20 protein-coding genes are annotated in these 24,613 nt (G+C 59.1%); 15 read left to right on the forward strand and 5 right to left on the reverse strand.

The features are described 5' to 3' along the window. Nucleotides 1-188 precede the first annotated feature (188 nt). From atzF to urtE, 8 genes are read left to right on the forward strand one after another with little or no spacing between them, the layout of a single operon-like run. Entirely contained in the window at nucleotides 189-2,000 is a 1,812-nt protein-coding gene (atzF, locus tag GV764_RS11015) for an allophanate hydrolase (RefSeq protein ID WP_161660195.1), read from the forward strand. Nucleotides 2,001-2,010: 10 nt separating this feature from the next. Then, the gene (uca, locus tag GV764_RS11020) at nucleotides 2,011-5,628 is read left to right on the forward strand and encodes an urea carboxylase (RefSeq protein ID WP_161660196.1); all 3,618 of its coding nucleotides are present in this window, start codon (nucleotides 2,011-2,013) and stop codon (nucleotides 5,626-5,628) included. Next, the gene (locus GV764_RS11025; protein WP_161660197.1) at nucleotides 5,628-6,311 is read left to right on the forward strand and encodes a GntR family transcriptional regulator; all 684 of its coding nucleotides are present in this window, start codon (nucleotides 5,628-5,630) and stop codon (nucleotides 6,309-6,311) included. The genes uca and GV764_RS11025 overlap by 1 nt, the downstream gene beginning before the upstream one ends. A 36-nt stretch (nucleotides 6,312-6,347) precedes the next feature. Next, nucleotides 6,348-7,619 carry an urea ABC transporter substrate-binding protein gene (urtA, locus tag GV764_RS11030; protein WP_161660198.1) on the forward strand — a complete coding sequence of 424 codons (1,272 nt, stop codon included), beginning with the start codon at nucleotides 6,348-6,350 and terminating at the stop codon, nucleotides 7,617-7,619. Between the two features lie 57 nt (nucleotides 7,620-7,676). After that, the gene (urtB, locus tag GV764_RS11035) at nucleotides 7,677-9,251 is read left to right on the forward strand and encodes an urea ABC transporter permease subunit UrtB (RefSeq protein ID WP_476561217.1); all 1,575 of its coding nucleotides are present in this window, start codon (nucleotides 7,677-7,679) and stop codon (nucleotides 9,249-9,251) included. Continuing rightward, nucleotides 9,248-10,324 (forward strand): urea ABC transporter permease subunit UrtC, encoded by a 1,077-nt coding sequence (gene urtC, locus GV764_RS11040; RefSeq protein WP_201743143.1) that lies wholly within the window; start codon nucleotides 9,248-9,250, stop codon nucleotides 10,322-10,324. Before urtB ends, urtC begins: the two co-directional genes overlap by 4 nt. Next, nucleotides 10,324-11,121: an urea ABC transporter ATP-binding protein UrtD gene (urtD, locus tag GV764_RS11045; RefSeq protein WP_161660226.1), complete on the forward strand. Its 798-nt coding sequence runs from the start codon at nucleotides 10,324-10,326 to the stop codon at nucleotides 11,119-11,121. Before urtC ends, urtD begins: the two co-directional genes overlap by 1 nt. 9 nt (nucleotides 11,122-11,130) lie before the next feature. Then, the gene (urtE, locus tag GV764_RS11050) at nucleotides 11,131-11,829 is read left to right on the forward strand and encodes an urea ABC transporter ATP-binding subunit UrtE (RefSeq protein WP_161660199.1); all 699 of its coding nucleotides are present in this window, start codon (nucleotides 11,131-11,133) and stop codon (nucleotides 11,827-11,829) included. 32 nt (nucleotides 11,830-11,861) lie between these two features. On the opposite strand, the gene ydeE is transcribed toward urtE, so the two are convergent. Further along, nucleotides 11,862-13,052: an efflux MFS transporter YdeE gene (ydeE, locus tag GV764_RS11055; RefSeq protein ID WP_161660200.1), complete on the reverse strand. Its 1,191-nt coding sequence runs from the start codon at nucleotides 13,050-13,052 to the stop codon at nucleotides 11,862-11,864. 199 nt (nucleotides 13,053-13,251) lie between these two features. Here ydeE and eamA point away from each other — a divergent pair, with 199 nt between their 5' ends. Next, nucleotides 13,252-14,148: an O-acetylserine/cysteine exporter gene (gene eamA, locus GV764_RS11060; protein ID WP_161660201.1), complete on the forward strand. Its 897-nt coding sequence runs from the start codon at nucleotides 13,252-13,254 to the stop codon at nucleotides 14,146-14,148. A gap of 33 nt (nucleotides 14,149-14,181) precedes the next feature. Here the strand turns inward: eamA and marB are convergent, their stop codons facing one another. From marB to marR, 3 genes are read right to left on the reverse strand one after another with little or no spacing between them, the layout of a single operon-like run. Then, entirely contained in the window at nucleotides 14,182-14,385 is a 204-nt protein-coding gene (gene marB / locus GV764_RS11065) for a multiple antibiotic resistance regulatory protein MarB (protein WP_161660202.1), read from the reverse strand. 41 nt (nucleotides 14,386-14,426) lie between these two features. Continuing rightward, nucleotides 14,427-14,801, reverse strand: coding sequence for an MDR efflux pump AcrAB transcriptional activator MarA (gene marA, locus GV764_RS11070; RefSeq protein WP_161660203.1), 375 nt, complete (start codon nucleotides 14,799-14,801; stop codon nucleotides 14,427-14,429). A 17-nt stretch (nucleotides 14,802-14,818) separates the two neighbouring features. Further along, nucleotides 14,819-15,253, reverse strand: coding sequence for a multiple antibiotic resistance transcriptional regulator MarR (marR, locus tag GV764_RS11075; RefSeq protein ID WP_161660227.1), 435 nt, complete (start codon nucleotides 15,251-15,253; stop codon nucleotides 14,819-14,821). A 264-nt stretch (nucleotides 15,254-15,517) separates the two neighbouring features. Here marR and GV764_RS11080 point away from each other — a divergent pair, with 264 nt between their 5' ends. Then, nucleotides 15,518-16,189 (forward strand): MarC family NAAT transporter, encoded by a 672-nt coding sequence (locus GV764_RS11080; protein WP_161660204.1) that lies wholly within the window; start codon nucleotides 15,518-15,520, stop codon nucleotides 16,187-16,189. Between the two features lie 107 nt (nucleotides 16,190-16,296). On the opposite strand, the gene GV764_RS11085 is transcribed toward GV764_RS11080, so the two are convergent. Next, the gene (locus GV764_RS11085) at nucleotides 16,297-17,502 is read right to left on the reverse strand and encodes a sugar transporter (RefSeq protein ID WP_161660205.1); all 1,206 of its coding nucleotides are present in this window, start codon (nucleotides 17,500-17,502) and stop codon (nucleotides 16,297-16,299) included. Nucleotides 17,503-18,031: 529 nt separating this feature from the next. Here GV764_RS11085 and tdcB point away from each other — a divergent pair. The 5 genes from tdcB to GV764_RS11110 are packed head-to-tail and all read left to right on the forward strand — an operon-like array spanning nucleotide 18,032 to nucleotide 24,424. Next, nucleotides 18,032-19,024, forward strand: coding sequence for a bifunctional threonine ammonia-lyase/L-serine ammonia-lyase TdcB (gene tdcB / locus GV764_RS11090; RefSeq protein WP_161660228.1), 993 nt, complete (start codon nucleotides 18,032-18,034; stop codon nucleotides 19,022-19,024). Between the two features lie 24 nt (nucleotides 19,025-19,048). Further along, complete coding sequence (tdcC, locus tag GV764_RS11095) at nucleotides 19,049-20,383, forward strand: threonine/serine transporter TdcC (protein WP_161660206.1); 1,335 nt, start codon at nucleotides 19,049-19,051, stop codon at nucleotides 20,381-20,383. A gap of 54 nt (nucleotides 20,384-20,437) precedes the next feature. Continuing rightward, entirely contained in the window at nucleotides 20,438-21,646 is a 1,209-nt protein-coding gene (gene tdcD / locus GV764_RS11100; RefSeq protein WP_161660207.1) for a propionate kinase, read from the forward strand. A gap of 42 nt (nucleotides 21,647-21,688) precedes the next feature. After that, entirely contained in the window at nucleotides 21,689-23,980 is a 2,292-nt protein-coding gene (pflB, locus tag GV764_RS11105) for a formate C-acetyltransferase (protein ID WP_161660208.1), read from the forward strand. 54 nt (nucleotides 23,981-24,034) lie between these two features. After that, nucleotides 24,035-24,424 carry a RidA family protein gene (locus GV764_RS11110; RefSeq protein WP_144132065.1) on the forward strand — a complete coding sequence of 130 codons (390 nt, stop codon included), beginning with the start codon at nucleotides 24,035-24,037 and terminating at the stop codon, nucleotides 24,422-24,424. Nucleotides 24,425-24,613 lie beyond the last annotated feature (189 nt).

The raw sequence follows: 24,613 nt of genomic DNA on the forward strand, positions 1-24,613 counted from the left end.
ATTGTTTTATTGCACGTCTTTAATGCAGCCTTGCACCAAAATGTCTTTTTATATTATCGCGCGGTGATGGCGAATATCATTTTTTCATTATTTAAATAGTTAACATTATGTAATTAAAGGTTTTTTAAATACTGGCATTACAATTGCTTTATTAATCCCATCTTGTATACCAGTTGGGATGCCAGCCAATGATGCCACTCTCTTCTTCACCGGGCGTAATGACTGTCGATGAATGGAAACAATTCTGTTCTCACTCGACCGATGCCCTGTCAGATATTTATCGCCAGCTTATAAATGGGTTTGATAAACAGGATCCCGCGTGGATTCGCTGCGCCAGCGAGGAATTAATCGATTCGCAAATAGCGCAATTAGCCGCATGGCTGACAGAGGGCAAAAGCCCGCACGATTTCGCGCTGTGGGGCGTGCCGTTTGCGGTAAAAGATAATATCGACGTCGCCGGGTTTGAAACCACCGCCGCCTGTCCGGCCTTTGCCTATCTGCCGGAAAAAGACGCCACCGTGGTGGCGAAGCTCAAAGCGGCGGGGGCGATTGTGGTGGGCAAAACCAACCTCGATCAGTTTGCTACCGGACTGGTGGGCACCCGTTCGCCGTATGGCGCGGTGCCCAATACCTTTGATGCCCGCTACGTCAGCGGCGGCTCCAGCTCCGGCTCGGCCTCGGTGGTGGCGCGCGGGCTGGTGCCGTTTGCCCTCGGCACCGATACCGCCGGTTCAGGCCGCGTCCCGGCGGGCTTTAACAACATTGTTGGCCTGAAGCCGACCAAAGGCTGGTTCTCGGCGAGCGGCGTGGTGCCTGCCTGCCGCCTCAACGATACGGTGTCGGTATTCGCGCTCACCGTCGACGATGCGGCGCAAGTCGCCCGCATCGCCGGCGGGTTTGACGCCGAAGACGCTTATTCGCGCCGCAACCCGTATACCGCCCCCGCGCGCTTTAGCGCCAGGCCGCGCATGGCGGTGCCGGATCGCCTTGAATTTTTTGGCGATGAGCTGAGCGAAGCCGCCTTTGCCAAAAGCCTGACGCGCCTCGACGCGCTGGGTGTGCAGTGCGTTCCCGTTGATTTCACGCCGTTCCGCCAGCTTGCCGAACAGCTTTACGCCGGGGCCTGGGTGGCGGAACGCACCGTCGCGGTGGGCGATACCCTGGCGCGCTTCCCGGAAGCGATGGACCCGACGGTGCGCGGCATCGTTGAGGGCGGCAAGCGCTTTAGCGCCTGCGACGCCTGGCAGGCGGAATACACCCGCGCCGCGCTGGCCCGGGAAATCAACAGCGTGCTGGCCGGGTTCGACGCGCTGGTGGTTCCCACATCACCCACCATCCGCACCCTTGACGAGATGGCCGGGGAGCCGGTGCGCTACAACTCGCAGTTTGGCACCTACACCAACTTTACCAACCTTGCCGATCTCAGCGCGCTGGCGCTGCCGGGGGATTTCCGCGCCGACGGATTACCGGCGGGCATTACGTTAATCGCCCCGGCCTGGCACGACGCGGCGCTGGCGGATTTCGGGCGTCTCTGGCAGCAGGCGCTGCCGCTGCCGTTAGGCGCGACATCCAAAGCCTTACCCGTCAGCACGCCGGTCGCCGCGCAGGGGTTTGTGCGTCTGGCGGTCGTGGGCGCGCACCTGCGGGGCCAGCCGCTTAATTTCCAGCTCACCACCCGCAACGCGGTTTTTGTGGAAGAAACCACCACCGACGCCCGCTATCAGCTGTATGCCCTGGCGAACACCACGCCGCCGAAGCCCGGCCTGGCGCGGGGCGACAGGGGCCAGCCGATTGTGGTGGAACTGTGGGACGTGCCGCTGGCGCGCTTCGGCGAACTGGTGGCGGAAGTGCCTGCGCCGCTCGGCATCGGCTCGCTGACGCTGCACGACGGTCGCCAGGTGAAGGGCTTTATCTGCGAGCCGTATGCCCTGGCAGACGCCACGGATATCACGTCATGGGGCGGCTGGAAAGCCTGGCTCGCCCGTCACCACAGCGCCTGAGGAGAACGTCATGTTTCAACGTGTACTGATTGCCAACCGTGGCGAAATCGCCTGCCGCGCCATTCGCACCCTCAACCGCATGGGCGTTGAGAGCGTGGCGGTGTATTCCGACAGCGACCGCAACGCGCCGCACGTCGCCGACGCCACGCGGGCGATTGCCCTGGGCGGCGACAGCGCGCGGGACACCTACCTGAATATCGATAAGATCCTCGCGGCGGCAAAGGAGAGCGGCGCAGAGGCGATTTTCCCCGGCTACGGCTTTCTCTCCGAGCGCGCGGAATTTGCCGCCGCCTGTGAAATGGCGGGCATTGTGTTTATCGGCCCGGACGCCTCGCAAATCGCCGATTTCGGCCAGAAGCACCGCGCCCGGGCGCTGGCGGCGCAGGCGGGGTTGCCGATGACGCCCGGCACCGGGCTATTGCAAAGCCTCGAAGAGGCCTGCGAGCAGGCGGCGCAGGTCGGGTTCCCGCTGATGCTGAAAACCACCGCCGGAGGCGGCGGCATCGGCCTGATGCGCTGCGAGGACAGGGCGGCGCTGTGCGAGGCGTGGCAAACCGTCAAACGCCAGGGGGCGCAGTTCTTCAGCGATGACGGCGTATTCCTTGAGCGCTGCATCGACCGGGCGCGCCATCTGGAAGTGCAAATCTTCGGCGACGGCAAGGGCAAGGTGGTGGCGCTCGGCGAGCGCGACTGTTCGCTCCAGCGCCGCAACCAGAAAGTGCTGGAAGAGACGCCCGCGCCCAATTTACCGCAGTCCACCCGCGAGGCGATGCTCAACGCCGCCGTGGCGCTGGGGGAATCGGTGAATTACCGCAGCGCGGGGACTGTGGAATTTATCTACGAACCGGCGCAGGACGCGTTCTATTTTCTTGAGGTCAACACCCGGCTCCAGGTGGAGCATCCGGTGACCGAAATGGTGACGGGGCTCGATCTGATCGAATGCATGGTCCGGCTGGCGGCGGCGCAGCCGCTGGACTGGCCGGCGATGGCACGTGCGCCCGGCGGCGCGGCGATTGAGGTGCGGCTCTACGCCGAAGATCCGCTCAAAAACTTCCAGCCCAGCCCCGGCGTGCTCACCGAGGTCTGCTTCCCGGATAATGTGCGGGTAGACGGCTGGGTCAGCACCGGCAGCGAGGTCAGCGCGTTTTATGATCCGATGATCGCCAAAATCATTGTTCACGGTCAGGATCGCCAGGATGCGCTGCTTAAGCTGCGCCGCGCGCTTGACGCTACCCGGTTAGCGGGCATCGCCACCAACCTCGATTATCTTCGCCAGCTGGCAGTGCTGCCGGAATTTAAAGCCGGGGTGATGTGGACCCGGCTGCTGGATGAGGTCAGTTATCAGGCCTACGCCATTGAAGTGCTGGAGCCCGGCACCTGGAGCAGCGTGCAGGATTTTCCGGGCCGCCCCGGCTACTGGGATATCGGCGTACCGCCCTCCGGGCCGATGGACGATCTGGCGTTTCAGCTTGCCAACCGCATTGTCGGCAACCATCCGAGCGCGGCGGGGCTGGAGTTTACCCTGCAAGGCCCGACGCTGCGTTTTCACAGCGACGCGATTATCGCCCTGACCGGCGCCAGCTGTCCGGCGCAACTGGACGATAAACCGGTGGCCTACTGGCAGCCAGTCATCGTCAAAGCGGGGCAAACCCTGACGCTGGGCCGCGCCACCCGCGGCTGCCGTACCTATCTGGCGGTGCGCAACGGCATCGACGTGCCGCTGTATCTCGGCAGCCGTTCCACCTTTGCCCTCGGGCAGTTTGGCGGTCACGCCGGGCGCACCCTGAAGGTCGCCGACATCCTGGCGATTTCCCGACCGGAACTGGCGGCCTGCACTACGCCTGCGCCGATTGCCCTGCCGCAAATGCCGGAACCGGCGCTGATCCCGAATTACGGCGATACGTGGGAAATCGGCGTGCTGTACGGGCCGCACGGCGCGCCGGATTTCTTTACACCCGAATCGATGGAAACCTTTTTCGCCACCGAGTGGGAGGTGCATTACAACTCCAACCGCCTCGGCGTGCGGCTGACCGGGCCTAAACCGCAGTGGGCGCGCGCCGACGGCGGCGAAGCGGGCCTGCATCCGTCAAACGTTCACGACTGCGAATACGCGATCGGCGCGATTAACTTTACCGGTGATTTCCCGGTGATTTTAACCCGCGACGGCCCAAGCCTCGGCGGCTTCGTCTGCCCGGTAACCATCGCGAAAGGCGAGCTGTGGAAAGTCGGCCAGGTCAAGCCTGGCGATAAAATCCGCTTCCATCCGGTGAGCTTTGCCTGGGCGCAGTCGCTGGAACTGGCGCACCAGGTGGCAGTCACCAACCTGTGCGCCGCCAGTACGCTGCCGGATATTCCGGCCTCGATTGAACCGGGCGTCACCCGCAGCGCGGCGATCCTCGCCCAGTGGGAGGCGCAGGATACACGCCCGGCGGTGGTATGGCGGCAGGCGGGCGACAGCTACATCCTGATTGAGTATGGCGAGAACGTGCTGGATCTGGCGCTGCGCCTGCGGGTGCATCTGCTGATGGCAGCCATCCGCGAGGCGGCTATCTCCGGCGTCGAGGAACTCTCTCCCGGGGTGCGATCGCTCCAGGTGCGCTACGACGGGCAGCATATCTCTCAGTCCCAGCTGATGGCGCAACTGCTGCATCTGGAAGCGTCGCTGGGTGACGTGGCGACGTTGAAAATCCCGTCGCGCATTGTCCACCTGCCGATGGCGTTTGAAGACAGCGCCACCCTGGCGGCGGTAGAGCGCTATCAGCAAACGGTGCGCCCGGCGGCGCCGTGGCTGCCCAACAACGTCGATTTCATCGCCCGCGCCAACGGCCTGAGCGACCGCGACGAGGTGCTGCGGATTATCGCCGACGCCAGCTATCTGATCCTCGGGCTGGGTGACGTCTACCTCGGCGCGCCCTGCGCGGTGCCGGTCGACCCGCGTCACCGCCTGTTAAGTTCCAAATACAACCCGGCGCGCACCTGGACCGCCGAAGGCACCGTGGGCATCGGCGGGATGTATATGTGCATCTACGGCATGGATTCCCCGGGCGGCTACCAGCTGGTGGGGCGCACGCTGCCTATCTGGAACAAATTCCTGCGCAACGGCCAGTTTGGCGACGAGCCGTGGCTGCTGAAATTCTTCGACCAGGTGCGCTTTTATCCGGTCAGTGAAGACGAATTAACTGAATTCCGCGAAGCCTTCCGGGAAGGGCGCGCCGAGGTGCGCATCGAGGAGAGTGAATTCGACTTTGCTGCCTACCAGCAGTTTCTGGCGGATAACGCCGCCGATATCGCCGCGTTTCGCGCGCGTCAGCAGGCGGCGTTTAGCGAAGAAGTGGCGCGCTGGCAGAGCGAAGAAAGTGACAACGTCACGGAAGGCGTCATGCTTAACGCCGCCGATGACCCGCATCAGGGCCAGCGGGTCAACGCCGATCTCAACGGCAATATCTGGAAAATCCTCGTCGAGCCGGGACAGTGCGTAAAACAGGGCGAGCCGCTGATCGTGGTCGAGGCCATGAAAATGGAACTGATGGTCTGCGCCCCGAACGACGGTACGGTCACCGCCATAGGCTGCCAGCAGGGGCGTCCGGTCGGCCCCGGCGACGCGCTGCTGTGGCTGGCGGCCAGCTGATGAGCATGCTGGCCCAGGAGGGCATCGCCGGACGGGTCTATCAGCACGTCAAACAGGCGATTTTTGATTTCCAGCTGCTGCCCGGCGACCGGTTCAGCGAATCGGATATCGCCACCCGGGTGGGCGTCAGCCGCACCCCGGTGCGCCAGGCGCTGTATGCCCTGGAGCAGGAGGGCTATCTGGACGTACAGCCGCGCAGCGGCTGGCAGGTGAAGCCGGTGGATTTCGACGCGCTGGAAGCCTTTTACGACCTGCGGGTAGTGCTGGAAAGCGAAGCGGTGCGCCGTCTTTGCCAGCGCGCGAATAGCGCGATCCCGGCTGCGCTTCAGGAACTGGCGCGCTTCTGGATCGACTCGCCAGCCCTGGCGGAGGGCAGCGACGTCGCGCCCTGGGATGAAGCTTTTCATATGACGCTGGTGAGCGCCGCCGGTAACCCGGAAATGGCGCGGGTACACCGCGAAGTGACCGAGAAAATTCGCATCGTGCGGCGCCTTGATTTCACTCAGGCCCCGCGCGTGGCGGCAACTTACGCCGAGCATAGCGCCATCTTGCTCGCCATTATCCACCGTGACGCAGAGGAGGCGTGTGACCGACTGACCGCGCATATCGCACAAAGCCAGAAAGAAGTTCGCAAAATTACGCTTCATATGCTGCACCAGGCGCGGCAGGAGAAGTGTCGTTAACCCTGATTACACAGCACATTTTTGGGAGTCATCGTTATGCAACGACGTATCTTGTTAAAAGCCTTCGCCCTCTGCGCATCCGTGTCGGCGATGGGCGTGACCTTCAGCGTTCAGGCTGCGGATACCATCAAAGTAGGGATTATGCACTCGCTTTCCGGCACCATGGCGATCTCGGAAACGCCGCTGAAAAACGTGGCGCTGATGACCATTGACGAAATCAACGCCAAAGGCGGCGTACTGGGTAAAAAGCTTGAGCCGGTGGTGGTGGATCCGGCGTCCAACTGGCCGCTGTTTGCCGAAAAAGCCCGCCAGCTGCTGAGCCAGGACAACGTCGACGTGGTGTTCGGCTGCTGGACCTCGGTATCCCGTAAATCGGTGCTGCCGGTGTTCGAGGAGCTGAACGGGCTGCTGTTCTACCCGGTGCAGTATGAAGGCGAGGAGATGTCGCCGAACGTGTTCTATACCGGGGCGGCACCGAACCAGCAGGCGATCCCGGCGGTGGAATATCTGATGACCGAAGACGGCGGCGGCGCGAAGCGCTTCTTCCTGCTGGGTACTGACTATGTCTACCCGCGCACCACCAACAAGATCCTGCGCGCGTTCCTGCATTCCAAAGGCGTGGCGGATAAGGACATCCAGGAGGTGTATACGCCGTTCGGCCACAGCGATTACCAGACCATCGTGGCGGACATCAAAAAATTCTCGGCGGGCGGCAAAACCGCGGTGATCTCCACCATTAACGGCGATTCCAACGTGCCGTTCTATAAAGAGCTGGCAAACCAGGCGGTGAAAGCCACCGACGTGCCGGTGGTGGCATTCTCGGTGGGCGAAGAGGAGTTGCGCGGCATCGACACCAGGCCGCTGGTGGGCAACCTGGCGGCGTGGAACTACTTTGAATCGGTGGATAACCCGACCAATACCCAGTTTGTCGCTGCGTACAAAGCCTGGGCCAAAGCCAACAAGGTGCCGAACGCCGATAGCGTGGTGACCAACGATCCGATGGAAGCCACCTGGGTGGGCATTCATATGTGGGCGCAGGCGGTAGAGAAAGCCGGCACCACCGATGTGGACAAAGTGCGCGCCGCCATGGCCGGGCAAACCGTCAAAGCCCCGTCCGGCTTTACCCTGACCATGGACGCCACCAACCATCACCTCCACAAGCCGGTGATGATTGGCGAAATCGAAGGTAACGGTCAGTTTAACGTGGTGTGGCAGACCGAACAGCCGGTTCGCGCCCAGCCGTGGAGCCCGTTTATCGCCGGTAACGACAAAAAATCCGACCAGCCGGTGAAAACCGCCAGCAACTAAGCCTGATGCCTCCTGGCGACAGGAGGCCATCTTACGCAGAGCCGATGCGGAGACCTGATGATGAAACCCGCCACCTTTATCTATGTGCTGTTGGTGATGCTGCTGCTTCCGGCACGCGCATGGGCCGCCGCTGGCGATGATTTCGGACGCGCCAACCGCGCCGAACAGGCGAAAATGCTGGAAGCCTGGGGCAATGCGCCCGAACCCAGCCGATTACCGTTTTTGAAAGCGCTGGCCGCCGAGCGGGTGGTGCTGGATAGCCGGAAACAGGTTTTTGACGCCAGCGCCGGAAATTTAACGCCGCTGGGCGATGCCGCAGAGCCTGCGGGCGATACCCAAAAGCTGCGCCTGACTAACCGGCTGCGTAATCTGGCGACGGCGGCGCTGGCGTCTCACTATCTGGTGAGTGACAACGTCACGGAAAGGTTGCGCGCCGCGCAGACGCTACAGCGCGACGCCAGCCCGGAGATGGCCTCGCTGCTGGAAACGCGCCGTCAGCAGGAAACCGACGGCGCGGTGCGCGAGGCGCTGATTACCGCGCTGGCGCTGCTGAATCTCACCGACCCGCAGCCCGCCGTCCGTCTGGCGGCGGCCAGACAGCTGGAGAACTCCGGATCGCCGCAGGTGCAGGCGCGGCTGCAACCGTTAACCGATCCGCACACGGAACGCGACGCCGACGTGCGCGCCCAGGCGGAAAAAAGCGTGCAGGCCATCGGCCAGCGCCTGATGTGGGGCGAACTGGCGGGCCAGGCGTTTATGGGCCTGTCGCTGGGGTCGATTCTGCTGCTGGCGGCGCTGGGCCTCGCCATCACCTACGGCCTGCTGGGGGTCATCAATATGGCCCACGGCGAAATGCTGATGCTCGGCGCGTACAGTACCTGGCTTACCCAGAACGCTTTCGCCGCCTGGGCGCCGCAGTGGCTGGCGCTCTATCCGCTGGTGGCGCTGCCGGTGGCGTTCCTGGTCACGGCGGGGATAGGCATGACGCTGGAACGCAGCGTGATCCGCCATTTATACGGTCGTCCGCTGGAAACGCTGCTCGCCACCTGGGGCATCAGCCTGATGCTGATCCAGCTTGTGCGCATGGCGTTTGGCGCGCAGAACGTCGAGGTGGCGAACCCGGCGTGGCTCTCCGGCGGCATTCAGGTGTTGCCGAACCTGATCCTGCCGTGGAACCGGGTGGCGGTGATTGGTTTTGTGCTGCTGGTACTGGCCTTTACCTGGCTGTTGCTCAACCGCACCCGGCTGGGGATGAACGTACGGGCAGTGACGCAAAACCGCGCCATGGCGGCGTGCTGCGGCGTGCCGGAAGGGCGCGTGGATATGCTGGCGTTCGGCCTCGGCTCCGGCATCGCCGGGCTGGGCGGCGTGGCGCTGTCGCAGCTCGGCAACGTCGGCCCGGAACTCGGCCAGGGCTACATCATCGATTCATTTTTAGTGGTGGTGCTGGGCGGCGTCGGCCAGCTGGCGGGCAGCGTGGCGGCGGCGTTCAGCCTCGGTATCCTGAATAAAATCCTCGAACCGCAGCTTGGCGCGGTGCTGGGCAAAATTCTGATCCTGCTGCTGATTGTGCTGTTTATCCAGAAACGCCCGCAGGGCCTGTTCGCACTCAAAGGGAGGGTTGTTGAATGATTAGCCTGCCGTTATCCACCGCCGCCACCCGGCGGCGACCCAGACTGAGCCTGGCGCTCGGCGGCGCGATCCTGGCGGCGCTGCTGGTGCTGCCGTTCCTGGCGCTGCTGCCCGCCGCGCATCCGCTGCACCTGTCGGAATGGATGCTGACGCTGGTGGGCAAAATCCTCTGCTACGCGATCATGGCGGTGGCGCTGGATCTGGTCTGGGGCTATGCCGGGATGCTGTCGCTGGGCCACGGGCTGTTTTTCGCCCTCGGCGGCTACGCGATGGGGATGTATTTAATGCGCCAGGCCGCCGGCGACGGGCTGCCGGGGTTTATGAGTTTCCTGTCCTGGAGCGAATTGCCCTGGTACTGGTTCGGCACCAGCAGCTTTTTCTGGACGCTGATGCTGATTGTGCTGGTGCCGGGCCTGCTGGCGCTGCTGTTCGGCTACTTCGCGTTTCGCTCGAAAATCAAAGGCGTGTATTTCTCGATCATGACCCAGGCGCTGACCTGGGCCGGGATGCTGCTGTTTTTCCGCAACGAAACCGGCTTCGGCGGCAATAACGGGTTTACCGGTTTCACCACGCTGCTGGGGATGCCGGTGACCGCCACCGGGACGCGCATTGGGCTGTTTGTCGCCACGGTGCTGGTGTTAACCCTCAGCCTGACAATCGGCTGGCTACTGGCGAAGAGCAAGCTTGGCCGGGTGCTGACGGCGGTGCGCGACGCGGAAAGCCGCCTGACGTTTTGCGGCTACGATCCCAAAGGTTTCAAGCTGCTGGTCTGGACGCTGTCGGCGGTGCTGTGCGGGCTGGCGGGCGCGTTGTATGTGCCGCAGGTGGGGATCATTAACCCCGGCGAAATGTCGCCCACCAACTCTATCGAGGCGGCGATTTGGGTGGCGCTGGGCGGGCGCGGCACGCTGATTGGCCCGGTGATTGGCGCAGGGCTGGTCAACGGTGCGAAGAGCCTGTTCACCGTGGCGATGCCTGAGTACTGGCTGCTGTTCCTGGGGCTGATGTTTATTCTGGTGACGCGCTTTTTACCGCGCGGCGTGGTGGGTCTGATCAAGCGAGGCAGGCAATGATGCAACCGGATGAAGGACTGTTCACCCGTCAACAAATGACCGATCGGTATCGCGCGCAAACCGACCCGGTACTGCAACTGGAGAACATTAACGTCAGCTTCGACGGCTTTAAGGCGCTGACCGATCTCAGTTTGCAGATTGGCGTGGGTGAGCTGCGCTGCATTATCGGCCCTAACGGCGCGGGCAAAACCACGCTGATGGACGTGATCACCGGCAAAACCCGGCCCCAGAGCGGACGGGCGATTTACGACCAGTCCACCGACCTGACCGCGCTGTCGTCGATAGATATCGCCCGTCAGGGCATCGGACGCAAATTCCAGAAGCCGACGGTGTTTGAGGCGCTGAGCGTGTTTGAAAACCTCGAACTGGCGCAAAAAGGCGACAAGTCGGTGTGGGGCACGCTGCGGGCGCGTCTCAGCGGCGAAAAGCGCGACCGCATCGACGAGATGTTAAGCTTGCTGCGGCTGAATGCCGAACGCCAGCGCCCGGCGGGCACCTTATCCCACGGGCAAAAGCAGTTTCTGGAAATCGGCATGCTGCTGATTCAGGAGCCGCACCTGCTGCTGCTCGATGAGCCGGCGGCGGGCATGACCGACGCAGAAACCGAATACAGCGCCGAGCTGTTCCGCGCCCTGGCAGGAAAACATTCATTGATGGTGGTGGAACACGATATGGGTTTTGTTGAAACCATCGCCGACCGGGTGACGGTGCTGCATCAGGGCCAGGTGCTGGCGGAAGGATCGTTGCGCGACGTGCAGAACAACGAGCAGGTTATCGACGTCTATTTAGGGCGTTAAGGAGCAGGAATGTTAACAGTCAGCGGTCTGAATCAGTATTACGGCGGCAGCCATATTCTGCGCGGCGTGTCGTTTGAGGTGCAGCCGGGGCAGGTTACCTGCCTGCTGGGGCGTAACGGCGTGGGGAAAAGCACCCTGCTGAAGTGCCTGATGGGGCTGATTGCCGCCCGTTCCGGCGACGTCCTCTTTCAGGATAAAAACATCACGCGCCTGAAGCCGCACCAGCGGGTGCGGGCGGGTATGGCCTACGTGCCGCAGGGCCGGGAAATTTTCCCGCGCTTAACGGTGGAGGAAAACCTGCTGATGGGGCTGTCGCGCTTTTCAGGCCGCGACGCGCGTACCGTTCCCGATGAGATCTACGCGCTGTTCCCGGTGCTGCATGAAATGAAACAGCGGCGCGGCGGCGATCTCTCCGGCGGCCAGCAGCAACAGCTGGCGATTGGCCGGGCGCTGGCCTGCCGCCCACAACTGCTGATCCTGGATGAACCGACGGAAGGCATCCAGCCTTCGGTGATTAAACAGATCGGCGCGGTGATTGCCGAGCTGGCGAAGCGCGGGGATATGGCGATATTGCTGGTGGAGCAGTTTTACGACTTCGCCGCTGAACTGGCGGACAGCTACCTGGTGATGTCGCGCGGCGAAATCATCCAGCGCGGCGCGGGCAGCCAGATGGAGCAGGAAGGGGTCAGGGGGCTGGTGGCGATTTAGGCCGGGCAAAGGCCCGGCCTGTTTTTGTACATTTAAATACCTGTCGTTATCGCTTCAGGCCCTGGCGCGCGCATCCCTTTCAGCATCAGCAGGTATGCGCCCAACGTTGCCACCATCAGGATCGCGAACAGCGACCAGGGCGGCAGGTGAGTCAGGATCACCCCGGTCAGCAGCGGGTTGAGCGCCCCGCCCAGCCAGCCCAGCGACTGGGCGGAGAAATAGCTGGCTTTCAGGCCGTTGGGCGCGATGTTGTCCACCAGCATATATTCCCCTGGCGCGTAGATCAGCTCCCCGAAGGTAAACACGGCGGCGGATAATCCCCACAGCCACAGATTGCCTCCGGAAATCATAAAGCCGCCCAGCCCCAGCAGGAAAAACAGCGTCCCTAATAGCATCAGGCGCTTGAGATTCTCGGCGCGAATGCGCTTCCCGACCAGGTATTGCAGCGATACCACTACCGCCGCGTTCACCGGCAGTACCACGCCGATTACGGTTTCCGCCAGCCGATTGTCCGCCACTACCATTACGTATTGCGCAATGCAGGAGGCGAAAGATCCAAACACCAGCGAGCCGAGAAACGCCGACAGGGTAAAGTAAATCAGCGCGCGATCCTGCAACAGGACGGCGATGGCGCTGCGCTTTTCGGCCTGGCTATCCGGACTGGTGTGCAGCGGCTTAACGCAGCACTGGATCAGGACAAAGGGGATCGAACTGCAGAGGGCCGCCAGCCAGAACGGCATATTGACCCCGTACAGCAGTAGCCAGGTGCCGAGCGGCGGCCCGACGGTCCAGCCGATATTCAAAAAGGTGTAGTTCAGCGAAAAGACTTTGGCTTTTACCGCCGGGGTCAGGGTATCGGAAAAATAGCTTTTCAATACCGTGGCGAACACCGAATAGGCGCAGTTCACCAGCGAAAACCAGGCCACCACCAGCGCGGCGTTGTGGGTCAGGGGGATTGCGATAAAGCCGCCGACAAACACCGCGATGGCCAGCAGCATATAACGTTTTTTCTCGAAGCGGTCGGCCAGAATGCCGAATCCGAGGCTAAAGAACACGCCCACCGTCAGGGCGATACTCATGGCGATACCAATCTCATCCACCGGCATCGCGTACTGGCGGTTGAGGTAGATGGTCATAAAGGGCAGCGTCGCGCCGCGACCGATGGTTAACAGAAGCGACGAGGCGAGCAGTGCGCCGATTGATAATGTGTGCCTGGGCTGCATATTGTGATCTTTTTGTCATTGGCAGTGAGATGTGCTGCGGTTGTGATGCCCTCAAGCAATACCACGGCGTACCGGCGTTGTACACCCAGCCTGTTGTTCTGACGTGCTTTTTAACGAGGCATATTTTGGTGGTCCCTTTTTGTAAAGATTTGCGGTAGGGTGAAGTGTTAACAATTATTTAATTATTTTGGGGCAGGGTATGACACGAAAAGATGGGCTACTGGCGCTGCTGGTGGTGACGGTATGGGGAGTCAATTTTGTCGTCATCAAGTGGGGGCTGCACGCGATGCCGCCGCTGCTGTTGGCAGGGTTACGTTTTCTGCTGGTGGCCTTTCCGGCGCTGTTTTTCGTTGCCCGTCCGAAAGTCCCGCTGCGCCTGTTGCTGGGCTACGGGTTGACCATCAGCTTTGGGCAGTTCGCCTTTCTGTTCTGCGCGATTAAGTTTGGCATGCCTGCCGGGCTGGCCTCGCTGGTGCTCCAGGCGCAGGCGTTTTTCACCATCATTCTCGGCGCGCTGACCTTTGGCGAACGTTTGCAGCCGCGCCAGCTGGCGGGGATTCTGCTGGCGGTGGTGGGGGTGCTGGTGCTGATTGAAGACAGCCTCACCGGCGAGCACGTGCCGCTGCTGGGCTTTATGCTGACGCTGGGCGGCGCATTTAGCTGGGCCTGCGGCAATATTTTTAATAAGAAGATCATGCAGCATGAAGCGCGCCCGGCGGTGATGTCGCTGGTCGTCTGGAGCGCCCTGATCCCCATCGCGCCGTTCCTGGTCGCCAGTATGCTGCTGGATGGCCCCACCACGGTGGTGCTGAGCCTGATGCACATCGATATGGTGACCATTTTATCGCTGCTGTACCTGGCGTTTGGCGCGACGATTGTCGGCTACGGGATTTGGGGCACGCTGTTAGGGCGTTATGAAACCTGGCGCGTGGCGCCGCTGTCGCTGCTGGTGCCGGTGGTGGGGCTGGCGAGCGCCGCGCTGCTGTTAGGCGAGACGCTGTCATGGCTACAGATGTGCGGGGCGGTGCTGATTATGGGCGGGCTGTATATCAACGTGTTTGGCTTCCCGATGGCGCGTAAGGCGCGCAAAGCCTGAATGTGCAGGCGGGCGCAACGCCCGCCGCTAAACTCAGTTGTAGTATGCCACCCCAAGCTCATCGGATTTATCGCTGCCCGCGCCGCGATGATTAAAATCATACGGCGAGGTGCAGTGGGTGGTGGAGGTCAGCATCGGGTCGCGGGCTTCCTGATGGCTGAAGCCGGTGGATTGCTCCGCCGCAGCAGAGCCTGTCGCCAGTACCAGCAGGGCGCAGGCTGCTAAGACGTATTTCATGATTTCCTCAGTCACGTACAACACGTGAAGTTATTGCAGGTTTAATGGTTGATTCTGTGCAGATACAGCGCATCGTTCGCGGTGGCATTCACGCGGAACTTATGCGGCGGCAGCGAAAAATAGTTCTTGAAGGTGCGGGTCAGGGTTTGCTGCGATTCAAACCCATAGCGCTCCGCCAAAAACAGAATTGGCTCGTTGCTGCTTTTCAACTGCCGGGCGATTTCCGTCAGTTTGCGATTGCGGATGTACTGGCCTAATGAATGACCGGTTTCTTTTTTGAACATCCGTTGCAGGTGCCATTTCGAGTAACCCGAACGTTCGGACACCTTCTCCAGTGACAGTGGGGACTCCAGATTCTCTTCAATCCAGTCCAAAATGCTATGAATCGTCACCGCATCATTGTTACGTCTGGACATCGTCTTATCTCCGTCGGTTACGGCAGAACCTTCTTGAGCAGGTATTCAAGGGTTGCCACTTCTTCTGCCGTCATATTTTTAGTTAATTCTTGATGCAGGGTTTGCCCTACTAATTGATGACATTGCTCACACAGCGCCGCGCCTTCCGGGGTCAGCTGGATCAGTACGCCGCGCTTGTCGTTGGGGTTCGGCAAACGTGCGATCCAGCCTTTGCTGACCAGGCGGTCAAGCATGCGGGTTAGGGCGCCTAAATCTACGGAAAGCACCTTTTTCAGCTCCACCGGCGTAATGGAACCTCCACAGCGGATGGAACACAGCACTTTGAACTGCGCGGCGGTGATATCCAGCGGGGAGAGGTAGTCATTAAGCAAACGATCTTTTTTCTGATTCACCAGATGGATCAGGCGACCCAGCGGGATGATGTTATTAAACAGATCGTCAGGATTGTTCACAGTGGTTGCCCAGGCAAGTAGATTAGTCACGGCAGATATTATTGCCCAGGCAAATATAAGTCAACCGAATGGATTTAAGATGACACGATCTGCTAAAACGTTTCATAAGTTAAACTTTTCACGGCGAAATGTTACCCACTCATCAACGCCTTCAGGTTATTCACCGGGTTTGTAAAGACGGCGACGAAACTTTACGCTTTGAGGAGAGTATCCCGGCGCGGGCATCCTTATACTTCGCCTGCCATTTACCGTAAGAGGATTGATATGCTGGAATTATTTAAGGCCCTGGGTCTGGGGCTGGTGGTGCTGTTACCCCTGGCGAACCCGCTGACCACCGTGGCGCTTTTTTTAGGCTTGTCCGGCCATATGAGCAGCGCCGAGCGTAACCGCACCGCGCTGATGACGTCGATTAACGTGGTGGTGATTATGCTGGTGGCGTGGTACGCCGGTCAGCTGGTCATGGACACCTTCGGGATTTCGATTCCCGGTCTGCGTATTGCGGGCGGGCTGATTGTGGCGTTTATCGGTTTCCGGATGCTGTTTCCTGCGCCAAAAGGCCACGACGCGCCGGAGGTCCAGAGCAAAACCGAAGAGATCAGCAAAGAGCCGGATACCAATATCGCGTTCGTGCCGCTGGCGATGCCCAGCACCGCCGGGCCGGGCACCATCGCGATGATCATCAGCTCTGCCTCCACGCTGCGCCATTCCGACGCCTTTCCGGCCTGGATTATCGCCGTTGCGCCGCCGCTGCTGTTTATAATTGTCGGCATTATCCTGTGGGGCAGCCTGCGCAGTTCCGGGGCGGTGATGCGCGTAGTGGGTAAGGGCGGCATTGAAGCCATTTCGCGCCTGATGGGCTTTCTGCTGGTTTGTATGGGCGTGCAGTTTATTATTAACGGCGTGCTGGAGATTGTGAGCAGCTATCACGGAGGATAAGGGATGCGCGCAAGCTGGCTGAGTGATGTGGCTGCAGGACGGTTATCACGCCCGCCTGACCCGGAACCCGTGGTTCAGCAGGCAGGAGAGCGTGATGAAAAGCGTGTTTAGTTCGGGTTAACCTGACGCGCCGGATCCTCCAGCGACACCGGCCAGCGGCGGAAAATGATCGCCGCCCACACCAGCGCCGCCAGCGCAGGGATAGCGCCGATATAGCCCACCGACGCCATCGAAAGATTCATACTCACCAGATTGCCCACCAGCGCCCCCGCGCCAATGCCAATATTAAAAATGCCGGAAAACAGCGACATAGCGACGTCGGTGGCGTCCGGCGCCAGCGCCAGCACTTTCACCTGCATTCCCAGCGCGATCAGCATAATCGCAATCCCCCAGAAGGCGCACAGCGCGGTCAGGCTCCAGCGGTTAGCGCTGGCGGGCAGCAGCAGAAGCAGGCAGCACACCAGCAGGGCTATCGCCAGCGCGATCAGCAGCGAGGCGTGCTGGTTGCCCAGCTTGCCGAAGATCACGCTACCGATAATCCCGGTAAAGCCCAGCACCAGCAGCATATAAGTGGCGAAGTTTTCGCTCAGGCCGGCGACGGTCTGCACAAAGGGTTCGATATAGCTGTAGGCGGTGAAATGCGCGGTGACGACCACCACCGTCAGAATATAGACACCGATCAGCGCCGGGCGGCGGAACAGCACCGGCAGGCTTTTCAGCGAACCGGAATGCTCGCTCGGCAGCTTCGGCAGCAGGCGCGCCAGGCATACCAGGGTAATCAATGCGCCCATCCCGATGGCGAAAAAGGTGGTGCGCCAGCCGAAGTACTGCCCGACCACGCGGCCAATCGGAATGCCCAGCACCGATGCCAGCGCGGTGCCGGTGGCAATCAGGCTCAGCGCTTGGGCGCGTTTGCCCGCCGGCGCCAGGCGTATCGCCAGCGAGGCGGTAATCGACCAGAAGATCGCATGGGCAAAGGCGATGCCGACGCGGCTTATCACCAGCACCTCAAAACTCCAGGCGAGGAACGACAGGATATGGCTGGCGATAAACACCACGAACAGGGCAATCAGCAGCCTGCGGCGCTCAATCTGGCTGGTCAGCAGCATAAAAGGCAGGGACATGAGGCCCACTACCCAGGCATAAATCGTCAACATGATGCCTGCCTGGGCGCTTTGCATAGAAAAGCTGCTGGCGATGTCAGACAGTAATCCCACCGGCACAAACTCGGTGGTGTTAAAGATGAATGCGGCGACAGCAAGCGTAACCACCCGCAGCCACGCGGTTTTGCGTGAGACGGCGTTGTTTGTCATAGGAAGGTATCGCGATGGTTAATAAATGGTGGGAATGCAGCGATCATAAAACCATCACTCCGTGAAGTTCAATCTTTTTGTGATCGAAATCTCATTTAGAGGCGCGTTGGTGGGGTCGGTTATACCCGGAAAAATTTCCTTGCGGAAAAGCATGCCGGTCAAAAAACATTCAGATTGCTTATGATCACCAATTCACCCATAAGTAAATAATATGTTAATGCCTGGTGAAGGGTGTAATTTATATTTTATTTAAAAGCGCTGTAATTAATTCGCAAATTAACTTTCGATTTAAAATTATACATATTGCCTCTAAAGAGGTATTACTAATTTTATTTACTTCGGATTAGTTAAAGTAATCCGAAATAATTAAAATGTCGACCCCGTAGCATTTTCTTCAATAATTACTCACCGAAAACATTGACCGGGGGCGTTTTGACGTGTGTGTCACATTAATGGTGGTGGATGTGCCTTAGGATCGCCGCGTCTTGAAAATAAAACTCTGTATCAGACGGCTACGAAAGGATTTACCATGATAACCTACGATAATCTTCCACTGACCATCCATGACATTATGGAAGCCCGCACCCGTCTTAATGGGCGCATCTATAAAACTGGTCAACCACGTTCCAATTATTTAAGCGAGCGTTGTAAGGGAGAAATATTTCTTAAGTTTGAAAATATGCAACGCACCGGGTCATTTAAAATTCGTGGAGCCTTTAATAAATTAAGTTCATTAACTGAAGAGGAAAAGCGTCAGGGCGTTGTTGCCTGCTCAGCAGGGAATCATGCTCAGGGTGTTTCTCTTTCCTGTGCCATGTTAGGCATTAACGGTAAGGTGGTGATGCCATCCTGCGCGCCGAAATCAAAAGTGGCCGCAACCACCGATTATTCAGCAGAAGTGATCCTGCACGGAAATAGCTTTAACGAAACTATCGCGAAAGCCAGTGAAATTATGGAGATGGAAGGGCGCTTATTTATTCCGCCCTTTGATGATGAGAAAGTCATCGCCGGTCAGGGCACTATTGGCCTTGAAATCCTTGAAGATTTGTACGATGTCGACAACGTTATCGTGCCCATCGGCGGCGGTGGACTGATTGCCGGCGTGGCGCTGGCGATTAAATCCATCAACCCCCGCATTAATATTATCGGCGTCCAGTCAGAAAACGTTCACGGTATGGCGTCTTCTTATTATGCCGGTCATATTACCAATCACCGTAATGCCGGAACGCTCGCCGACGGTTGCGACGTGGCACGCCCCGGTGTTTTAACTTATGAAATCGTTAAAGATCTGGTCACGGATATTGTCCTGGTGACGGAAGAAGAAATTCGCTCCAGTATGGTTCACCTGATCCAGAGAAATAAAATCATCACTGAAGGGGCAGGCGCATTAGCCAGCGCTGCATTATTAAGCGGCAAGCTTGATCATTATATCCAGGGTAAGAAAACCGTTAGCGTTATTTCCGGTGGCAATATTGACCTGTCGCGCGTTTCGCAAATTACCGGTCTCGAAACCACTCACTAATAATTTTTGTACAGGATACTTCAAATGAGTTTGGATAATACTGTTGTAACCGGTCAGAAAGCGTCGGGCTTCGCCTGGCGTAAATCTGACACCACGTGGACGTTGGGTCTGTTTGGTACGGCCATCGGCGCTGGAGTATTATTTTTCCCGATTCGCGCGGGCTTTGGCGGCTTAATTCCAATTTTATTAATGTTAGTGCTGGCTTACCCGATTGCCTTCTACTGCCACCGTGCGCTGGCGCGCCTGTGTCTGTCCGGCAGCAATCCGTCAGGCAACATCACTGAAACGGTTGAAGAGCACTTCGGTAAAACCGGCGGCGTGGTGATCACCTTCCTGTACTTCTTCGCGATTTGTCCGCTGCTGTGGATTTATGGCGTCACCATCACCAATACCTTTATGACCTTCTGGGTCAACCAGCTCGGCATGGCGCCGTTGAACCGCGGCTTTGTGGCGCTGTTCCTGCTGCTGCTGATGGCATTCGTTATCTGGTTTGGTAAAGACCTGATGGTAAAAGTGATGAGCTACCTGGTATGGCCGTTTATCGCCAGCCTGGTGCTGATCTCCCTGTCGCTGATCCCTTACTGGAACGGCGCGGTGATCGAACAGGCTCAGGTCGCGGATATCTCTCTGCTGGGCCACGATGGCATCCTGGTGACCGTATGGCTGGGTATTTCCATCATGGTGTTCTCCTTTAACTTCTCGCCGATCGTCTCTTCCTTCGTGGTCTCCAAACGCGAAGAGTACGAAGCCGATTTCGGGAAAGAGTACACCGAGAAGAAATGCTCCCAGATCATCTCTCGCGCCAGCATGCTGATGGTCGCCGTGGTGATGTTCTTCGCTTTCAGCTGCCTGTTCACCCTGTCTCCGGCCAACATGGCGGAAGCCAAAGCGCAGAACATTCCGGTGCTTTCTTATCTGGCTAACCACTTCGCTTCCATGAGCGGCACCAAGTCTACCTTCGCGGTGACCCTGGAATACGCGGCTTCGCTGATTGCGCTGGTGGCGATTTTCAAATCCTTCTTCGGCCACTACCTGGGCACGCTGGAAGGCCTGAACGGTCTGATCCTGAAGTTCGGTTACAAAGGCGACAAAAACAAAATCTCTGAAGGCAAACTGAACACCATCAGCATGGTCTTCATCATGGGCTCCACCTGGGTAGTGGCTTACGCGAACCCGAACATTCTGGACCTGATTGAAGCCATGGGCGCGCCGATTATCGCTTCTCTGCTGTGCCTGCTGCCGATGTACGCGATTGGTAAAACCCCGGCGCTGGCGAAGTACAAAGGTCGTGCGGATAACATCTTCGTTACCCTGATTGGCCTGCTGACCATCCTGAACATCGCTTACAAACTGTTTTAATCCCCACTCTGTTTAACCTCAAAGCCCACCCGAAAGGGTGGGCGGAGCAGTGTAATGAACGTAGATTCTGTGGTACTTGTCATCAATTGTGGCTCGTCGTCGATTAAGTTTTCCGTTTTAGACGTTGAGCATTGCGACGTGGTTCTTTCCGGCATTGCCGACAGCATTGGCTCCGACAATGCCCTGCTGGTGGTAGATAAAACCACCGAAATCAAACTCGCTGACAGCACCTACGACGCCGCGCTGGCGGCCATCGCCAGGGAGCTGGACACGCGTCAGTTAATGGATGCGGTGACGTTAATCGGCCACCGCATTGCGCACGGCGGTGAGATCTTTAGCGACGCGGTGATCATCACCGACGAGGTGGTTGAGCAAATCAAGAAAGTGTCGCCGCTGGCGCCGCTGCACAACTACGCCAACCTGGCGGGTGTGGAAGCCGCGCGCCATCTGTTCCCCGGTTTGCCGCAGGTCGCGGTCTTCGACACCGGTTTCCATCAGACCTTAAAACCGGAAGCTTATCTCTACGGGCTGCCGTATCAGTATGCGGAACAGCACGGCGTGCGCCGCTACGGTTTTCACGGCACCTCGCACCGCTATGTGGCCAGCGAAGCCGTGACGCTGCTTAATCTGGACCCCAACGACGCCGGACTGGTGATTGCCCACCTGGGTAACGGCGCGTCGATTTGCGCGGTACAGGACGGCAAAAGCGTCGATACCTCCATGGGCATGACCCCGCTGGAAGGGCTGATTATGGGCACCCGCAGCGGCGATGTGGATTTCGGCGCGCTGGCCTATCTTGCGCGCCAGACCGGGCAGAGCCTTGAGGATCTGGAGCGGGTGGTGAATAAATCTTCCGGGCTGCTCGGCCTGTCGGGGTTGTCGTCGGATTTACGCGTGCTTGAGCAGGCGTATCACGAAGGCCATGCGGGCGCGCAGCGTGCCATTGGCGCGTTTGTCCACCGTATCGCACGCCATATTGGCGGCCATGCCAGCGCGCTGCGCCGTCTGGACGGGGTGATCTTCACCGGCGGGATTGGCGAGAACTCGGTGCTTATCCGCAATCTGGTGATTCAACGCCTGAAGGTGTTCGGCATTGTGGTGGACGACGCCAGAAACGCCCAGCCCAACCGCGTGGGGCCGCGTGTGGTTTCCGCGCCGCAGTCGCGCGCCGCTGCGGCGGTGATCCCGACCAATGAAGAAAAAATGATCGCTCAGGATGCTATTCGCCTGGGCCGCCAGGTTTCACAGCCTGAATTTGCCTGATATCGAATTTATTAAATCTGTACCGTACAGAGGGAGTTTGTCATGAAGGTTGATGTAGCGTTAAACGACACGTATCTCGACGCCTGGCGTGGGTTCGCCGGGTCTGACTGGCAGGAAGCGATTAACGTCCGCGATTTTATTCAGCATAACTATACCCCGTATGAAGGCGACGAAAGCTTCCTCGCCGACGCCACGCCAGCCACCGTGCAGCTGTGGGAAAAAGTCATGGAAGGCATCCGCAAAGAGAACGCCACCCATGCGCCGGTCGATTTCGACACCAATGTCGCGACAACCATTACCGCCCACGCGCCGGGGTATATCGAGCAGCGGCTGGAAAAAATCGTCGGTCTGCAAACCGACCAGCCGCTGAAGCGCGCGCTACACCCCTACGGCGGCGTCAACATGATCAAAAGTTCTTTCGAGGCCTATGGCCGCGAAATGGACAACGATTTCGAGTACACCTTTACCCATCTGCGCAAAACCCACAACCAGGGCGTGTTCGACGTCTATTCTCCGGACATGTTGCGCTGCCGTAAATCCGGCGTGCTGACCGGTTTGCCGGACGGCTACGGTCGCGGGCGCATCATCGGTGACTACCGCCGCGTGGCGCTGTATGGCACCGCTTATCTGATCCGCGAACGTGAATTGCAGTTTGCCGATCTGCAACCGAGACTGGAGCGCGGCGAAGATCTGGAAGCCACCATCCGTCTGCGTGAAGAGCTGGCCGAGCACCGCCGCGCATTGCAGCAAATCACCGAGATGGCCGGTAACTACGGCTTTGACGTCTCCCGCCCGGCGCGTAATGCCCAGGAAGCGGTGCAGTGGCTGTACTTTGGCTATCTGGCGGCGGTGAAGTCCCAGAACGGCGGCGCGATGTCGCTGGGCCGTACCGCGACCTTCCTCGACATCTACATTGAGCGCGACATCAAAGCCGGCGTGCTGAACGAGGTGCAGGCTCAGGAGCTGATTGACCATTTCATTATGAAAATCCGCATGGTGCGCTTCCTGCGTACCCCGGAATTCGACACGCTGTTCTCCGGCGACCCGATTTGGGCTACCGAAGTGATCGGCGGGATGGGGCTGGATGGCCGCACGCTGGTGACCAAAAATTCATTCCGCTATCTCAACACCCTGCACACCATGGGCCCGTCGCCGGAACCGAACCTGACCATTCTGTGGTCGGAAGCGCTGCCGAAAGCGTTTAAAGCCTATGCCGCTAAAGTGTCAATCGAAACGTCCTCTTTGCAGTACGAGAACGACGATCTGATGCGTCCGGACTTCAACAGTGACGATTACGCCATTGCCTGCTGCGTCAGCCCGATGGTGATCGGCAAACAGATGCAGTTCTTCGGCGCGCGCGCCAACCTCGCCAAAACGCTGCTGTACTGCATCAACGGCGGGATGGACGAGAAGCTGAAAATCCAGGTCGGCCCGAAAACGCCGATGATCATGGATGAAGTACTGGATTACGACACCGTGATGGCCAGCCTCGACAGCTTTATGGACTGGCTGGCGGTGCAGTACGTCAGCGCCCTGAACCTGATCCACTATATGCACGACAAGTACAGCTACGAAGCCTCGCTGATGGCGCTGCACGATCGCGATGTGCACCGCACCATGGCCTGCGGTATCGCCGGTCTGTCGGTGGCGGTGGATTCGCTGTCGGCAATCAAATATGCCCGCGTGATGCCGGTGCGCGATCACAACGGTCTGGCGCTGGATTTTGTGATTGAAGGGGAATACCCGCAGTACGGCAACAACGACGATCGCGTCGACAGCATCGCCTGCGACCTGGTCTCGCGCTTTATGCAGAAGATCCAGGCGCTGCCGACGTACCGCAACGCGGTGCCGACCCAGTCGATTCTGACCATTACCTCCAACGTGGTGTATGGCCAGAAAACCGGCAACACCCCGGATGGCCGCCGTGGCGGTACGCCGTTCGCGCCGGGCGCCAACCCGATGCACGGCCGCGATCGTAAAGGCGCGGTCGCGTCCCTGACGTCGGTGGCGAAACTGCCGTTCAAATACGCCAAAGACGGGATTTCCTATACCTTCTCTATCGTCCCGGCCGCGCTGGGCAAAGACGAGATGGCGCGTAAAAACAACCTGGTAGGGCTGCTGGACGGTTACTTCCATCACGATGTGGCGATTGAGGGCGGCCAGCACCTTAACGTCAACGTGATGAACCGTGAAATGCTGCTGGACGCTATCGATCATCCGGAGAAATACCCAACCCTGACGATCCGCGTTTCCGGCTATGCGGTGCGTTTTAACGCGCTCACCCGCGAGCAGCAGCAGGATGTGGTGTCCAGGACTTTCACCAGCGCCCTGTAACCATTGCGTGCGGCGGAAAGCCGCACGTATAACCTTTTTTAAAAAGGAGCGAGTATGACTACCACCATTATTTCGACCAACACGGCCCCGGCGGCGATCGGACCGTACGTCCAGGGTGTGGATATGGGCAGTTTCGTCTTTACTTCCGGGCAGATCCCGCTGTGCCCCGAGACGGGTGCGATTGCGGCGGACATTGAGGCGCAAACGCTGCAGTCGTTACAAAACGTCAAAGGGATTATCGAAGCGGCGGGGCTGACGGTGAATAACATCATCAAAACCACCGTATTCGTGAAGGATCTGGCGGATTTTGAGGCGGTGAACCGTGTGTATAACGGGTTCTTTATGGAGCATAACGCGAACTTCCCGGCGCGGTCGTGTGTTGAAGTGGCGCGGTTGCCGAAAGATGTAAAAATCGAAATCGAAGCGATTGCAGTACGTCCGTAAGTGTAGGTTTTCATTTGTAGTACCCTGGTTGCTCTCGCCGAAAGGCGGGAGCTTTTTTTTTGCCGGGGGGCAAGGGGGGATTGTTTCGCTCGGTGGAACGGGGCGGAGGTTTTTGTTTAGTGGAAGGGTTCCGTTTAGTGGAAGGGTTCCGTTTAGTGGAATGGTTTCGTTCGGTGGAATGGTTTCGTT

It is taken from the genome of Atlantibacter hermannii (assembly GCF_009907385.1).
GTDB lineage: Bacteria > Pseudomonadota > Gammaproteobacteria > Enterobacterales > Enterobacteriaceae > Atlantibacter > Atlantibacter hermannii_A.

Coding starts and splice junctions, on each gene's coding strand:
- atzF (WP_161660195.1), top strand. CDS start 189: ATGATGCCACTCTCTTCTTCACCGGGCGTAATGACTGTCGATGAATGG.
- uca (WP_161660196.1), top strand. CDS start 2,011: ATGTTTCAACGTGTACTGATTGCCAACCGTGGCGAAATCGCCTGCCGC.
- GV764_RS11025 (WP_161660197.1), top strand. CDS start 5,628: ATGAGCATGCTGGCCCAGGAGGGCATCGCCGGACGGGTCTATCAGCAC.
- urtA (WP_161660198.1), top strand. CDS start 6,348: ATGCAACGACGTATCTTGTTAAAAGCCTTCGCCCTCTGCGCATCCGTG.
- urtB (WP_476561217.1), top strand. CDS start 7,677: ATGATGAAACCCGCCACCTTTATCTATGTGCTGTTGGTGATGCTGCTG.
- urtC (WP_201743143.1), top strand. CDS start 9,248: ATGATTAGCCTGCCGTTATCCACCGCCGCCACCCGGCGGCGACCCAGA.
- urtD (WP_161660226.1), top strand. CDS start 10,324: ATGCAACCGGATGAAGGACTGTTCACCCGTCAACAAATGACCGATCGG.
- urtE (WP_161660199.1), top strand. CDS start 11,131: ATGTTAACAGTCAGCGGTCTGAATCAGTATTACGGCGGCAGCCATATT.
- ydeE (WP_161660200.1), bottom strand. CDS start 13,052: ATGCAGCCCAGGCACACATTATCAATCGGCGCACTGCTCGCCTCGTCG.
- eamA (WP_161660201.1), top strand. CDS start 13,252: ATGACACGAAAAGATGGGCTACTGGCGCTGCTGGTGGTGACGGTATGG.
- marB (WP_161660202.1), bottom strand. CDS start 14,385: ATGAAATACGTCTTAGCAGCCTGCGCCCTGCTGGTACTGGCGACAGGC.
- marA (WP_161660203.1), bottom strand. CDS start 14,801: ATGTCCAGACGTAACAATGATGCGGTGACGATTCATAGCATTTTGGAC.
- GV764_RS11080 (WP_161660204.1), top strand. CDS start 15,518: ATGCTGGAATTATTTAAGGCCCTGGGTCTGGGGCTGGTGGTGCTGTTA.
- GV764_RS11085 (WP_161660205.1), bottom strand. CDS start 17,502: ATGACAAACAACGCCGTCTCACGCAAAACCGCGTGGCTGCGGGTGGTT.
- tdcB (WP_161660228.1), top strand. CDS start 18,032: ATGATAACCTACGATAATCTTCCACTGACCATCCATGACATTATGGAA.
- tdcC (WP_161660206.1), top strand. CDS start 19,049: ATGAGTTTGGATAATACTGTTGTAACCGGTCAGAAAGCGTCGGGCTTC.
- tdcD (WP_161660207.1), top strand. CDS start 20,438: ATGAACGTAGATTCTGTGGTACTTGTCATCAATTGTGGCTCGTCGTCG.
- pflB (WP_161660208.1), top strand. CDS start 21,689: ATGAAGGTTGATGTAGCGTTAAACGACACGTATCTCGACGCCTGGCGT.
- GV764_RS11110 (WP_144132065.1), top strand. CDS start 24,035: ATGACTACCACCATTATTTCGACCAACACGGCCCCGGCGGCGATCGGA.